The sequence below is a fragment of the Rhodosalinus halophilus genome (genome assembly GCF_003298775.1).
In the GTDB taxonomy this organism is placed as follows: domain Bacteria; phylum Pseudomonadota; class Alphaproteobacteria; order Rhodobacterales; family Rhodobacteraceae; genus Rhodosalinus; species Rhodosalinus halophilus.
This window is the reverse complement of record NZ_QNTQ01000002.1, coordinates 1-13,292: the sequence shown is the minus strand read 5'-3', so window position 1 is coordinate 13,292 and position 13,292 is coordinate 1. Positions and strand designations below refer to the sequence as shown.

Below are 13,292 nucleotides of genomic sequence, written 5' to 3'. Positions count from 1 at the left end.
CGGCAAGAGGAAGGACCGGGTGCGGCCCGGTGTGACAGGAGCCTGAACGGATGACCTACACGCCCACCGACTACGAGCCCTACGACTTCGCGAACCGCCGTCACATCGGCCCCTCGCCGGACGAGATGGCGCGGATGCTGCGTGTCGTCGGGGCCGACAGCCTCGAGGCGCTGATCGACGAGACGGTGCCCGGGGAGATCCGGCAGGAGGCGGCGCTGGCCTTCGGCCCGGCGCTGTCGGAGGGCGAATGCCTCGACCACCTGCGCGAGGTGGCGGGGCGCAACCGGGTGCTCACCTCGCTGATCGGGATGGGCTATCACGGCACGATCACGCCGCCGGCGATCCAGCGCAACGTGCTTGAGAACCCGGCGTGGTACACGGCTTACACGCCCTATCAGCCCGAGATCGCGCAGGGCCGGCTGGAGGCGCTGCTCAATTTCCAGACGATGGTGAGCGATCTGACGGGGCTCGAGATCGCCAACGCCTCGCTTCTGGACGAGGCCACCGCCTGCGCCGAGGCGATGGCCATGGCCGAGCGCGTGGCGAAGTCGAAGGCGCGCGCCTTCTTCGTGGACGAGAACTGTCACCCGCAGAACATCGCGGTGGTGAAGACCCGTGCGGAGCCGCTGGGCATCGAGGTCATCGTGGGCGATCCCGACGATCTGGAAGCAGAGCAGGTCTTCGGCGCGCTCTTCCAGTATCCCGGCACACATGGCGAGATCCGCGACTTCACCGACCAGATCGCGGCGCTGCATGCGGCGAAGGCCGTGGGCGTCGTCTCGGCGGACCCGATGTCGCTTCTCCTGCTGAAGGAGCCGGGCGCGATGGGGGCGGATATCGCCGTGGGCTCGACCCAGCGCTTCGGCGTGCCGGTGGGCTACGGCGGCCCGCACGCTGCCTATATCGCGACGCGGGATGCCTACAAACGCGCGCTTCCCGGGCGTCTGGTGGGCGTCTCGGTGGACGCGCGCGGCAACCGGGCCTATCGGCTGGCGCTGCAGACCCGCGAGCAGCACATCCGTCGGGAGAAGGCGACCTCCAACGTCTGCACCGCGCAGGCGCTGCTGGCGGTGGTGGCGTCGTTCTATGCCGTCTTTCACGGGCCCAAGGGGCTGCGCGCCATCGCCGAGCGTATCCATGCGCGCACCGTGCGGCTGGCGCGCGGGCTGGAGGCGGCGGGTTTCCGCGTGGAGCCCGAGAGCTTCTTCGACACGATCACCGTGGACGTCGGGCCGCTGCAGCACGCCGTGATGAAATCCGCCGTCGACGAGGGGATCAACCTGCGCGCGGTGGGGGCGACGAAGGTCGGCATCACGCTCGACGAGCGCACCACGCCGGAGGTGGTCGAGGCGGTCTGGCGGGCCTTCGGCATCCTGGGCGGGCCGGGGGACGAGGACGCCTTCCGCCTGCCCGAGGGGCTCCTGCGGCGCACGCCCTATCTGGAACACGAGGTCTTTCACATGAACCGGGCCGAGACCGAGATGATGCGCTACATGCGCCGTCTCTCGGACCGCGACCTGGCGCTCGACCGGGCGATGATCCCGCTGGGCTCCTGCACCATGAAGCTGAACGCGGCGGCCGAGATGATGCCGATCAGCTGGGACGAATTCACCCTGATGCATCCCTTCGCGCCTGAGGAACAGGCGGCGGGCTACCGGCACCTGATCGACGACCTGTCGATGAAGCTCTGTGCGATCACCGGCTATGACGCCTTCTCGATGCAGCCCAATTCCGGCGCGCAGGGGGAATACGCGGGGCTGCTGACCATCCGGCGCTGGCACCGCGCGCGGGGGGAGGGGCACCGCGACGTCTGCCTCATCCCGCTGTCCGCGCATGGCACCAACCCGGCCTCGGCGCATATGGTGGGCTGGGAGGTGGTCACCGTGAAGACCGCCGACAACGGCGACATCGATCTCGACGACTTCCGGGCGAAGGCGAAGACGCATTCCGACCGGCTGGCCGGCTGCATGATCACCTATCCCTCGACGCACGGCGTCTTCGAGGAGACGGTGCGCGAGGTCTGCGAGATCACGCATGCCCACGGCGGGCAGGTCTACATCGACGGCGCGAACCTCAACGCCATGGTGGGGCTGTCGCGGCCCGGCGATCTGGGCGGCGACGTGAGCCACCTGAACCTGCACAAGACCTTCTGCATCCCGCACGGCGGCGGCGGCCCCGGCATGGGACCCATCGGGGTCAAGGCGCATCTCATCCCGCATCTGCCCGAGCATCCGGTGACCGGCGAGGGGGCGGTAAGCGCCGCGCCCTACGGCTCGCCCTCGATCCTGCCGATCAGCTGGGCCTACATCCTGATGATGGGGGGCGAGGGGCTGACGCAGGCGACGCGGGTGGCGATCCTGAACGCCAACTACATCGCGCGCCGCCTCGAGGGGGCCTATGACGTGCTCTACAAGGGGCCCTTGGGGCGGATCGCGCACGAGTGCATCCTCGACGTGCGGCCCTTCGCCGAAAGCGCGGGCGTCACCGTGGACGACATCGCCAAGCGGCTGATGGACTGCGGCTTCCATGCGCCGACGATGAGCTGGCCGGTGGCCGGCACGCTGATGGTCGAGCCCACCGAGAGCGAGACGAAGGCCGAGCTCGACCGCTTCTGCGAGGCGATGCTGGGCATCCGCGAGGAGATCCGGGCGATCGAGGAGGGGCGGGCCGACCCCGAGGACAACCCGCTCAAGCGCGCGCCGCACACGGTCGAGGATCTGGTGGGCGAGTGGGACCGCGCCTATTCCCGCGAGGCGGGCTGCTATCCGCGCGGCGCCTTCCGCGTGGACAAGTACTGGCCGCCGGTGAACCGGGTGGACAACGCCTTCGGCGACCGGCACCTCGTCTGCACCTGTCCGCCGCTCGAGAGCTATGCGGAGGCTGCGGAGTAGGCGGCGTCGGGACAGGGGGGCTGTCTGCCCCCCTCTGCCGCGTGCCGCGGCATTCACCCCCCGAGGATATTTGACCCCAAGAAGAAGGACGGGGGCCGGGCGTGTCAGCGCCGCAGGATCAGATCTTGCGCGGGCATTCGCACCTTCGGCTGCGCCGCTTCGGCGTCGTCTTCGGCGCGGCGGCCGAGGGGGACAGCGGCCGCTGCGGCGAGGCCTTCGTCCGCGAGGCCCAGGATCTCCTCCCAGGCGGCGGGCTCGAAGCCTTCCATCGGACAGGCGTCGAGGCCTTCGGCCGCGCAGGCCGCGAGGAAGACGCCGAGGCCGAGGTAGCATTGCGCGCGCGCCCAGGCGCGGCGCTCTTCGGCGTCCTTCTTCTGCAGAACGGTCTTCGCGATCGAGTCGTGTCGCTTGCTGGCGGCCGCGCCGTCGAGACCGCGCGCCGCGGCGAGGCGGGCGACATGAGCGGCGATATGGTCCTCGGTGACAGGGTCGAGGATCGCGAAGACCGCAAGGTGGCCGGCCTCGGCCACCTTGGCCTGACCATAGCTCTTTTCGGCCAGGCGGGCGCGGATGGCGGCGTCCTCGACGAGGACGATCCGCCAGGGCTGGAGGCCGAAGGAGGAGGGGGCGAGGCGCGCGGCCTCGAGCGCGCGGGAGAGCGCCGCGTCGTCGCGCGCACCGGGCAGGAACCGCTTGACCGCGTAGCGCCAGCGCAGCGCGTCGAGCATTCCCATGCCGCCCCCGTCCTTCATCGCGTCACTCCGCCGCCGTCGCTGCCTCGCCCGGTGCGGGGCGCAGCCCCTTCGCGGCCAGGCGCGGCAGCACCTCGTCGCGGAAGTAGGGGAACTCCTCGGCGTAGTCGAGGAACGACAGCGTCGAGCCCGCGAAGCCCGCCTGCGCCAGTTGCTCGATGCCGTCGGCCACCTGGTCGGGCGTGCCGATCAGCGGGAAGCCGCCATGGCCCGCGGCCATGCGGTCGCGGATCAGCGCCAGCAGGTCGTGCGGGAAGCTCTGGGCGTTGGCGAACTGCAGGTTGACGAGGTTGTCCACCGCTTCCCAGTCGGCGTTCTCCTGTGCGTACCAGTGGTGATACTCCTGCGCCTCCTTCTCGGTCGGGCGGCAGCAGACGTGGGAGAAGGTGAGCACGCCTACCTTGCGGCCCTTGGCGGCGGCCTGGTCCTTGATCTCCTGAACCTCGCCCTTCGAGCGCTCGAGGTCGATGGCGGGAGTGAAGAGATAGTCGGCGTTGCGGGTGGCGAACTCGCGGCCCTGTCCCGAGCCGGCGGCGTTCAGGATCGGCGGGCGGCCGTCCACCGGGTGCGGGTGGCCCAGCACGTTCTTCAGCCGGAAGAAGCGGCCGTCCCAGTCGAAGGCGCCCTCGCTCTGCCAGAGCTTCTGCACCACGTCGAACCATTCCTGCGCGTAGGCGTAGCGGGTCTCGTGATCGTCGGGCAGATCGAGGCCCAGCGCCTCGTACTCGGGCTTGTTCCAGCCGGCGACGATGTTGAGCCCGATGCGGCCTTTGCCCACCTGGTCGGCGGTGGCGATCTGCTTGGCCACGACGACGGGGTTGTTGGCCGCCGTGTGCATGGTGGCGAAGACGGTGAGGCGCTCGGTCCGGGCGAGCAGCGCCGTGGCCCAGGTCATCGTCTCGAGCACGTTGTGGTGGAAGTCGGTCTCGCCGCCGTAGCCGATCCAGCGGGCGATCGGCAGCATGAAATCGATGCCGGCCGCGTCGAGCATCTGCGCGAGGCGCAGATTGTTGTCCCAGCTGTTGTCCCAGCGCTCGTCCACCTTCGTCACGGTCATGCCGGACGAGCAGTTGGACGAGAAGGTGCCGAGCTTGAAGTGGTCGCCTGCGAGAAACGCGCGCATGGAAGCCTCCCTTGGTCTCTTTGGTGTGAAAATAGGATGAAATTTCAAACAAAAAATCAAAGCAAAAATTCACTTTTCAGGATTCCCTCGGCAAGTCATCCTGTTAGGCATGGTCAAGAAGGGTGACAGGGCCCGCGAATCGGCCGTCGCTTCGGACGACGCGGGGGATGTGGATCGCCGCTGGCACCTTGCCGGCGACCCGCTCGAGGTGCGGCTCACGGAGCTCGAATACGCGCTGATGCGCAGCTTCGAGAGTTTCGGCCGCTGGCAGGCGGAGTGCCTCGCGCTGAGCGCGGGCATCCAGGCCAGCGGGCCGGAGAACGCGCTGCTGCACGTCGTGCGGATGAAGGACCGGCCGAAATCGGTGAAGGAGCTCGCGCGGCTGACCAACCGCGAGGACATCCCGAACATCCAGTACGGGTTGCGCAAGCTGATGAAGGCCGGCCTGGTCGAGCGCGAGGGCGCCTCGCGCACGGGCGTGGTCTACTCGGTGACCGAGAAGGGGCGCGAGGTGACGGATCGCTACGCCCGGGCGCGGCGCGAACTGCTGGTGGCTCTCGTCGCGCGGCTCGATGATCCGGAGCGCGGCTTCGGCGAGGCGGCGCAGGTGCTCGATCTGCTCTCGGGGCTCTACGACCGGGCGGCGCTCACGGCGGCGACGCACCGGCGGGAGTGACCCGGAAGGCACGCCCTCGCCCAGCGGGCCGCCGCCCGGGTCAGGCCGCGAGCGCGGCGAAACGCTCGGCGAGACGCGCCCAGCCGTCGGCCGAGGCGGCGGTGAGCAGGGCGCCCTCGCGCCGCGCGGCGGTGTAGGGCGCGCCGTCGAGGAAAGCGGTGTAGCCACCCGCCTGCCGGCAGATCAGCACGCCCGCGGCGTGGTCCCAGGGCTTCGGATCGACGCCCACGCAGAAGTCGGCGTGCCCCCGCGCGAGCAGCCGGTATTCATGCGCCGAGCAGCGCAGAGAGGTGGCGCGGCGGAACTCCGGCAACAGGGCTGCGACGGCCGGGCGCCGGTCCTCCGGGACGAGGGTCAGGGGCACGAATCCTGACATCTCCGCGATCTCGCGCGCCGGCGCCATTCGCAAGCGTCGGTGCGGGCGGCCGGGGCGCTCCAGCCGCGTCGGCCGGTCTTCCGCCGCGGTGATCCAGTCGTCGCAGACGGGGTCGTGGATCATCGCCCAGACCGGTTCGCCCCGCCGGCAGGCGGCGAGGATCACGCCGAAGAGCGGCAGGCCGCGGGCGAAGTTCCACGTCCCGTCCACGGGATCGACAATGAAGGACAGCTCGGCCTCGGCGATGCGGTCGGCCAGGGCGGGGTCGGCCTCTGCCGCCTCCTCGCCCACGATCAGCGCCTCGGGGAAGAGCGCGGCAAGCCCCCGCGCGATCATCGCCTCGGCGGCGGTGTCGGCCTCTGTCACCAGATCGTCGGGCCCGGTCTTGGCGGCGATCTCCGACTCGTGGAGCGCGCGGAAGCGGGGCAGGATCTCCGCCCGCGCGGCGCGGCGGATCAGGTTGACGATCTGCGCTTCCCTGGCGGCGGTGAAAGGCATCGGCGGCTCCCTGGCTGAACGCCGCATGTGCCAGCCGCGCCGCGGCGCGGCAAGCCTATTCGCGTGCGCGCAGCACCTGCGCGGGACGCGCCGCCAGCGGCCGCCAGGCGAAGGCCAGCGTGGCCCCCAGCGTGGCCAGCACGCCGCCCGCCACGATTCCCAGCACCGAGGGCCAGATCACGGCGAAATCCGTCTCCATCACGAAATGCGTGACCGCCCAGCCGCCGCCGATGCCGGCGGCCAGCGCGACCGCCGCCGCGCCCGCGCCGATCAGCCCGGCGCGCAGCGCGAAGCTGGCGAGGATCCGCGCGCGCGCCGCGCCCAGCGTCTTGAGCACCGCGGCCTCGTAGGTGCGCGCGCCCTCGCCGGCGGCGGCCGCGCCGATCAGGACGAGGAACCCTACCAGCAACGTGGCCGAGGCGCCCCAGGCAGTGGCCGAGGCGATGCCGGCCAGCAGCTCCGAGACCCGGTCGATCGCGTCGCGGACACGGATCGCGGTGATGTTGGGATAGGCCGAGGCGAGGTCGCGCAGGATGGCCGCCTCCGCCGCTTCCTCGGCATAGACCGTGGCGATGAAACTGTGCGGCGCGGCCTCGAGTGCCGCGGGGTTCATCGCCATGATGAAGCCGATGCCCGCGGTCGAGAAGTCCACGACGCGGAAATTCGCCACCTCCGCCGTGATCTCGCGGCCAAGGATGTTGACGGTCAGCGTGTCGCCCAGCTGCAGCCCGATCTCGGCGGCCTCCTCGGCGGCGAAACTCACCAGCGGCGGGCCGGTATAATCCTCGGGCCACCACTCGCCCGCGGTAAGGACCGTGCCCTCGGGCGGGGTCGCGGAATAGGTCACGCCGCGGTCGCCCTGGATCACCCAGTGGCCGCCTGCCACCTCCGCCGCCGGCTGCCCGTTGATCCGCGTGATGATGCCGCGCAGCATCGGCGCGCTGTCGACCTTCGACACTGCCGGGTCGCCGTCCAGCCGGTCGCGAAAGCCTGGCATCTGGTCCTTCTGGATGTCGACGAAGAAGTAGCTCGGCGCCACCTCGGGCAGGTCGCGGGCGATGGCGGCGCGCAGGTTGCCGTCGATCTGTCCGATGGCTGCCAGCACCGACAGGCCCAGACCCAGCGACAGCACCACCGGCGCCACCGCGCCCCGCCGCGCCCCGATCGCGTCGAGCGCCCAGCGCAGCGCGGCCCGGCCGCGCGCCACGGGGGCGGCGTGCCGGGCGACCCAGCGCAGCCCCTCCGCCGAAAGCGCGAGCAGCACCAGCGCCCCGGCGATCCCGCCGGCGGTCCAGAGCGTCAGCTCCGCATTGCCCGAGAACCAGACGGCGAGGCCAAGAAGCGCCGCGACGAGCGCCACCGTGGCCGCCACGAAGCGCGGCGCGGGCAGGGCGCGCGCGCCTTCCAGCGCGTCGCGAAAGAGCGTGGCGGCGCGCACCTCCTCGGTCCGCGCCAGCGGCCAGAGGGTGAAGATCAGCGCGGTGAGCACGCCGTAGAGCGCGGCCTCGACCAGCGGTCCGGGGTAAAGGCCGAAGCGCGCCGGCACCGGCAGCCGTGCCTCGATCAGTGGCGCGAAGGCCAGCGGCACCAGCGCCCCCAGCAAGAGCCCGATGACGATGCCCAGCGCCGCCAGCGCCCCGATCTGTATGAAGTAGGTGCGGAACACCGTCGTCCGGTCCGCGCCCAGCGTCCTGAGCGTGGCGATCACGCCGGTCTTTTCCGCGAGATAGGCGCGCACCGCCGCCGAGACGCCGATGCCGCCCACGGCGAGCCCCGACAACCCCACCAGCACGAGGAAGGCGCCCAGCCGGTCGACGAACTCCGCGATCCCCGGCGCGCCGTTGCGCGCGTCGCGCCAGCGGAGCCCTGACTCCTCGAAGCGGTCCAGCGCCTCGGCGCGCAGCGCGTCGAGGTCCGCGTCCGCCGGCAGGTCCAGCCGGTATTTCGTCGAGAACAGAGTGCCCGGCGCGATCAGTCCCGAGCCGGCCAGCGCCTCCGTGCGCACCAGCGTGCGCGGCCCAAGGCCGAAGCCGTCGCCCGCCGCATCCGGCTCGCGCGCGAGGATCGCGGTCAGCACGAAATCCTGCGTGCCCAGCCGAAAGCGATCGCCGGGGGAGAGGCCCAGCCGGTCGGCCAGCACCCGCTCCATAACGCCGCCGGGCAGGTCGTCGCGCCCGTCCAGCGCCTGCGAGACCGGCATCGCGGGCTCCAGCACGACCTCTCCCACCAGCGGATAGGCGCCGTCCACCGCCTTGACCTGCGTCAGTGCGCGTTCCGTTTCCTCGCCCCGCTCGACCACCGCCATCGAGCGGAAATCGACGATCTCGGAAACCTCTTCTGCCGCCTCCTCGAAGAAGGCGCGCTCTTCATCGGTGGCGAAGCGATAGGTGAATTCCGCCTCCGCGTCCCCGCCCAGCAGCACCGCGCCCTCGGCGGCGAGCCCGCCCTCGATCGCGGCGCGGATGCTGCCCACGCCCGCAATGGCCGCGACGCCCAGCGCGAGGCAGGCGAGGAAGATGCGAAAGCCCCGGAGCCCCCCGCGCAACTCGCGCCGGGCGATGCGGGTGGCGGCCGGCCAGCTCATTCCGCCGCCTCGCGCGCGTCGTCCGCGATCCGCCCGTCGGCCAGCGGCACGACCCGGTCGCAGCGGGCGGCCAGTTCGCGCGCGTGGGTCACGAGCACCAGCGTCGCGCCGTGCCGGTCACGCAGGCCGAAGAGAAGCTCGACGATCGCCTCTCCGGTCGCGCTGTCGAGGTTGCCGGTAGGCTCGTCGGCCAGCAGGATCGCGGGCCGCGGGGCGGCGGCGCGCGCCAGCGCCACGCGCTGCTGCTCGCCCCCCGACATCTGCGAGGGGTAGTGATCCGCGCGGTGGCCCAGCCCCATCGCCTCCAGCTCCGCCTGCGCGCGGTCGAAGGCGTCGCGGTGTCCGGCAAGCTCCAGCGGCGTCGCCACGTTCTCCAGCGCCGTCATCGTCGGGATCAGGTGAAAGGACTGAAACACCACGCCCATGTGATCGCGGCGGAAGCGGGCGAGCGCATCCTCGCCCATCGCCGTCAGATCCCGCCCAAGGGCCTCGACCCGGCCGGAGGTCGCCCGCTCCAGCCCGCCCATCAGCATCAGCAGCGAGGACTTGCCCGAGCCCGAGGGCCCGACCAGCCCCACCGTCTCGCCGCGCGCGACGTCAAGCGTGATGCCGTGCAGGATTTCCACCGGTCCGGCATTGCCAGCGAGCGTCAGGGTGACATCTTGAAGGGCGAGAACGGGATCGGTCATGGAAGGGTCCGGGTCATGCTCACGAGCCTCACATATGGGCCGCGCCTGCGCGAAGCCAAGGCGATGGTCGCCGCCGTCTTCCTCGCCGCCGCCCCTGCCTCCGCGCAGGAGGTCACGCTGCTGGCCATGGGCGATAGCCTGACGCAGGGCTACGGCCTGCCGGAGGCCGAGGGATTCGTGCCGCAGATGCAGGACTGGCTCGACGCGCGAGACGCAGAGGTGGACCTCGTCAACGCCGGCGTCTCCGGCGACACCACGGCGGGTGGCCTCGCCCGCGTGGAATGGTCGCTGACCGACGAGGTGGACGGCATGATCGTGGCCTTGGGCGGCAACGACCTGCTGCGCGGCATCGATCCTGCCGTCAGCCGCGCGAACCTGCGCGGCATCCTCGAGGTGGCCCGGGGCCGCGACCTGCCCGTGCTGCTCGTGGGACTCGAGGCCACCGGCAACTACGGCCCGGACTACAAGGCCGCCTTCGACGCGATGTATCCCGAGCTCGCCGCCAGGTTCGACACGCTTTACGTCGAAAATTTCCTCGCGCCGCTGGCGGAGGACGGCGACCCGGCCACAGCCCGCCGCTTCCTGCAGGCCGACGGCATCCACCCCAACGCGAGAGGCGTGGCGCGGATCGTCGAGGCGCTGGGCCCAAGGGTGCTTGAGCTCGCGCAGGCCGCCCGCGCGGCCGGCAGCTGAAACGAAAACGGGCCGCCCCGAGGGACGGCCCGTCAAACGGAATGTGAGCCCGGCTCAGGCGAGCGCGAGGTTCACCGCCGACTGCCGGCCGTCGCGGCCGGTCTCGAGGTCATAGGTGACCTTCTGGTTGTCGGCGAGGCCGGTCAGGCCCGAACGCTCGACAGCCGAGATGTGCACGAACACATCCTTGCCGCCGCTCTCGGGCGCGATGAAGCCGTAGCCTTTGGTGGTGTTGAACCATTTGACGGTGCCGTTGGCCATCGTCTGTCTCCTAGTCGTGTCGTGTGCTGCCCGCGGAATTGCGGCAGCGTGGCTCGGTCAGTGCAGGATCGAGAAACTGAGCCGATAGGAGCAGCAGTAGTCGATAGCCGTAACGTCGCGAGACGTGAAATGGGGTATCTGCCGCGTTCTGTCAATATCCCGGCTGGCCCGCACGGCGGTTTCGGGCCGGTGCGCCTGCCCGGCCCGGTCTTCCTCTTGCCGGAAATACCCTCGGGGGGTGAATGGCCCGGAACGGGCCAGAGGGGGGCAGACGGCCCCCCTCCGCCGGCATCTCACATAAAGGCCTGCAGCCCGGTGATCGCGCGGCCCAGGATCAGCGCATGCACGTCATGCGTGCCCTCGTAGGTGTTCACCGTCTCGAGGTTCAGCATGTGGCGGATCACCTGGAACTCGGCCGAGATGCCGTTGCCGCCATGCATGTCGCGGGCGTGGCGCGCGATCTCGAGCGCCTTGCCGCAGTTGTTGCGCTTGACGATCGAGATCATCTCGGGCGCGGCCTCGGCCCGGTCCATGAGCCGGCCCACCTGCAGCGAGCCCTGCAGGCCCAGCGAGATCTCGGTCATCATGTCGGCGAGCTTCTTCTGGAAGAGCTGCGTCTGCGCGATGGGCTTGCCGAACTGCTTGCGGTCGAGGCCGTACTGCCGCGAGGCGTGCAGGCAGAATTCCGCCGCGCCCAGCACGCCCCAGGAAATGCCGTAGCGCGCGCGGTTGAGGCAGCCGAAGGGGCCCTTCAGCCCCTCGACATGGGGCAGCAGAGCGTCCTCGCCCACCTCGACGCCGTCCATCACGATCTCGCCGGTGATCGAGGCGCGCAAGGACAGCTTGTTGGCCACCTTGGGCGCCGAGAGGCCCTTCATCCCCTTCTCGAGCACGAAGCCGCGGATCTTGCCGTCATGTGCGTCCGACTTCGCCCAGACCACGAAGACGTCGGCGATGGGCGAGTTCGAGATCCACATCTTCGACCCGGTCAGGCGGTAGCCGCCGTCGGTCTTCTCCGCGCGGGTCTTCATCGCGCCGGGGTCCGAGCCTGCGTCGGGTTCGGTCAGGCCGAAGCAGCCGATCCACTCGCCCGAAGCCAGCTTCGGCAGGTATTTCTGCCGCTGTTCCTCGGAGCCGTAGGCGTAGATGGGATACATCACCAGGCTCGACTGCACCGACATCATCGAGCGGTAGCCCGAATCGACGCGCTCGATCTCGCGCGCCACGAGGCCGTAGCTCACGTAGCCCGCGCCGAGCCCGCCGTACTGCTCGGGGATCGTCACGCCCAGAAGCCCCATCTCCCCCATCTCGCGGAAGATCTCCGGGTCGGTCTTTTCCTCGTTGAAGGCCTCGATCACCCGCGGCTGCAGCTTCTCCTGCGCATAGGCGCGGGCGCTGTCGCGGATCATCCGCTCGTCCTCCTCGAGCTGGGTGTCGAGGCGGAACGCATCCTCCCAGTCGAAGCGGCCGAGGTCCGGCTTGTCCTTGGCCTTGAGTTCGGGGACGGGGTTGTCGAGGGTCATGGGCTCTCCTTCCTCCGGGATGGCCCGGATCTGACTTCGTCACAGGTCTTATACTATTTCCGCAGCGCAGGGAAAAACGCCTTTCCGGCATCCATCCATGTACTTTAGGCATACGTCATGCCCTGGTCGCGCCGTTACCTGCCCTCGCTCGCCCTGCTGCGCGCCTTCGAGGCGGTGCTGCGCGCCGGCTCGACCACCGCCGCGGCGGAGGAACTCGGCATGAGCCAGGGCGCGGTCAGCCGCCATATCCAGAGCCTCGAGGCGCAGCTCGGCACCGAGCTCTTCCTGCGCGAGCGCCGTGCGCTCGTGCCCACGGAGGCCGCGCGCCACTACGGCCGCAGCGTGGCCCAGGCGCTCGACCTCATCGGCCGCGCCTCGATGGAACTGACCGCGAATCCGGGCGGCGGCACGCTGTCGCTCGCGATCCTGCCGGCGCTCGGCACGCGCTGGCTCGCGCCGCGGCTGCCGGCGTTCCTGTCGGCGCATCCCGGCGTGACGATCAACCTGGCCACGCGCCTGCGCGCCGTGGATTTCGAGGCGGAGGGCTTCGACGCCGCGATCCATTTCGGCGCGCCCGACCGGCCGGGCTGCGACCACCTCAAGCTTGGCGACGAACCACTGGTGGCCGCCTGCGCGCCCGCGTTCCTCAAGGCGCATCCGATCGCGCGGGCCGAGGATCTGCTGCGCCTGCCGCTGCTCCAGCTCGAGACGCGCCCCCGCGCCTGGGAGCGCTGGTTCGCCCACCACGGCATCGAGGGGGCGAGTCCGCAGGGCATGATCTTCGACCAGTTCGCCACGATGACGCAGGCCGCCATCGCCGGCGTGGGGGTCGCTCTGCTGCCCGAGTTCCTGGCGGACGCGGAGTTCGCCGACGGCCGCCTCACCCGCGCCTGGGGCGAGGCGGTGACAGGCCGGGGGGCTTACTGGCTCGTCTGGCCGCGCGCGCGGGCAGACTATCCGCCGCTCAAGGCCTTCCGCGACTGGATGGGCCGGCAAAGCCTCGGGGCCGGCGGCTGACCGTCGAACCAGCCTCGGCGCCTGTCGCAAGCGCCCGGATTGGGTATTTGTGGACCATTGAAAGCCATGACCACCGCCTCTCTTTCAATGGTCTCCAAATACCCCGGGGGTCCGGGGGCAGAGCCCCCGGCCAGTCTCAGCCCAGCCGCCCCTCGGCGTCGATCCGCCGCGCGCCGCCCAGCCAGGGCGCCAGCGCCGCGGGCAGGGTC

The 13,292-nt window shown here is 70.6% G+C and carries 11 protein-coding genes; 4 read left to right on the top strand and 7 right to left on the bottom strand.

What is annotated here, in order from left to right:
* Positions 1 to 50 precede the first annotated feature (50 nt).
* Complete coding sequence (gene gcvP, locus DRV85_RS02155; RefSeq protein WP_113287798.1) at positions 51 to 2,891, top strand: aminomethyl-transferring glycine dehydrogenase; 2,841 nt, start codon at positions 51 to 53, stop codon at positions 2,889 to 2,891.
* Positions 2,892 to 2,995: 104 nt separating this feature from the next.
* Here the strand turns inward: gcvP and DRV85_RS02150 are convergent, their stop codons facing one another.
* Together DRV85_RS02150 and DRV85_RS02145 are read right to left on the bottom strand one after the other, a co-directional pair.
* Complete coding sequence (locus DRV85_RS02150) at positions 2,996 to 3,643, bottom strand: nitroreductase family protein (RefSeq protein WP_113287797.1); 648 nt, start codon at positions 3,641 to 3,643, stop codon at positions 2,996 to 2,998.
* Between the two features lie 4 nt (positions 3,644 to 3,647).
* A complete protein-coding gene (locus DRV85_RS02145) occupies positions 3,648 to 4,766 on the bottom strand; it encodes an LLM class flavin-dependent oxidoreductase (RefSeq protein ID WP_113287796.1) in 1,119 nt (372 codons plus the stop codon).
* A 109-nt stretch (positions 4,767 to 4,875) separates the two neighbouring features.
* On the opposite strand from DRV85_RS02145, the gene DRV85_RS02140 reads away from it, so the two are divergent.
* Positions 4,876 to 5,442 carry a winged helix DNA-binding protein gene (locus tag DRV85_RS02140; protein WP_113287795.1) on the top strand — a complete coding sequence of 189 codons (567 nt, stop codon included), beginning with the start codon at positions 4,876 to 4,878 and terminating at the stop codon, positions 5,440 to 5,442.
* Positions 5,443 to 5,482: 40 nt separating this feature from the next.
* Here DRV85_RS02140 and DRV85_RS02135 read toward each other — a convergent pair whose 3' ends face one another.
* The 3 genes from DRV85_RS02135 to DRV85_RS02125 are packed head-to-tail and all read right to left on the bottom strand — an operon-like array spanning position 5,483 to position 9,589.
* On the bottom strand, positions 5,483 to 6,316 hold the full coding sequence (locus tag DRV85_RS02135) for an inositol monophosphatase family protein (protein ID WP_113287794.1): 834 nt from the start codon (positions 6,314 to 6,316) through the stop codon (positions 5,483 to 5,485).
* Between the two features lie 55 nt (positions 6,317 to 6,371).
* Complete coding sequence (locus DRV85_RS02130; protein WP_113287793.1) at positions 6,372 to 8,900, bottom strand: ABC transporter permease; 2,529 nt, start codon at positions 8,898 to 8,900, stop codon at positions 6,372 to 6,374.
* A complete protein-coding gene (locus DRV85_RS02125; RefSeq protein ID WP_113287792.1) occupies positions 8,897 to 9,589 on the bottom strand; it encodes an ABC transporter ATP-binding protein in 693 nt (230 codons plus the stop codon). The genes DRV85_RS02130 and DRV85_RS02125 overlap by 4 nt, the downstream gene beginning before the upstream one ends.
* Before the next feature lie 15 nt (positions 9,590 to 9,604).
* Here DRV85_RS02125 and DRV85_RS02120 point away from each other — a divergent pair, with 15 nt between their 5' ends.
* Entirely contained in the window at positions 9,605 to 10,282 is a 678-nt protein-coding gene (locus DRV85_RS02120; RefSeq protein ID WP_113287791.1) for an arylesterase, read from the top strand.
* A 54-nt stretch (positions 10,283 to 10,336) separates the two neighbouring features.
* On the opposite strand, the gene DRV85_RS02115 is transcribed toward DRV85_RS02120, so the two are convergent.
* Positions 10,337 to 10,543, bottom strand: a complete 207-nt coding sequence (locus tag DRV85_RS02115) for a cold-shock protein (RefSeq protein WP_113287790.1) — start codon at positions 10,541 to 10,543, stop codon at positions 10,337 to 10,339.
* A 293-nt stretch (positions 10,544 to 10,836) separates the two neighbouring features.
* Positions 10,837 to 12,066 carry an acyl-CoA dehydrogenase gene (locus DRV85_RS02110; protein ID WP_113287789.1) on the bottom strand — a complete coding sequence of 410 codons (1,230 nt, stop codon included), beginning with the start codon at positions 12,064 to 12,066 and terminating at the stop codon, positions 10,837 to 10,839.
* 117 nt (positions 12,067 to 12,183) lie between these two features.
* On the opposite strand from DRV85_RS02110, the gene DRV85_RS02105 reads away from it, so the two are divergent.
* On the top strand, positions 12,184 to 13,083 hold the full coding sequence (locus tag DRV85_RS02105) for a LysR family transcriptional regulator (RefSeq protein WP_113287788.1): 900 nt from the start codon (positions 12,184 to 12,186) through the stop codon (positions 13,081 to 13,083).
* The last annotated feature ends 209 nt before the right edge of the window (positions 13,084 to 13,292 follow it).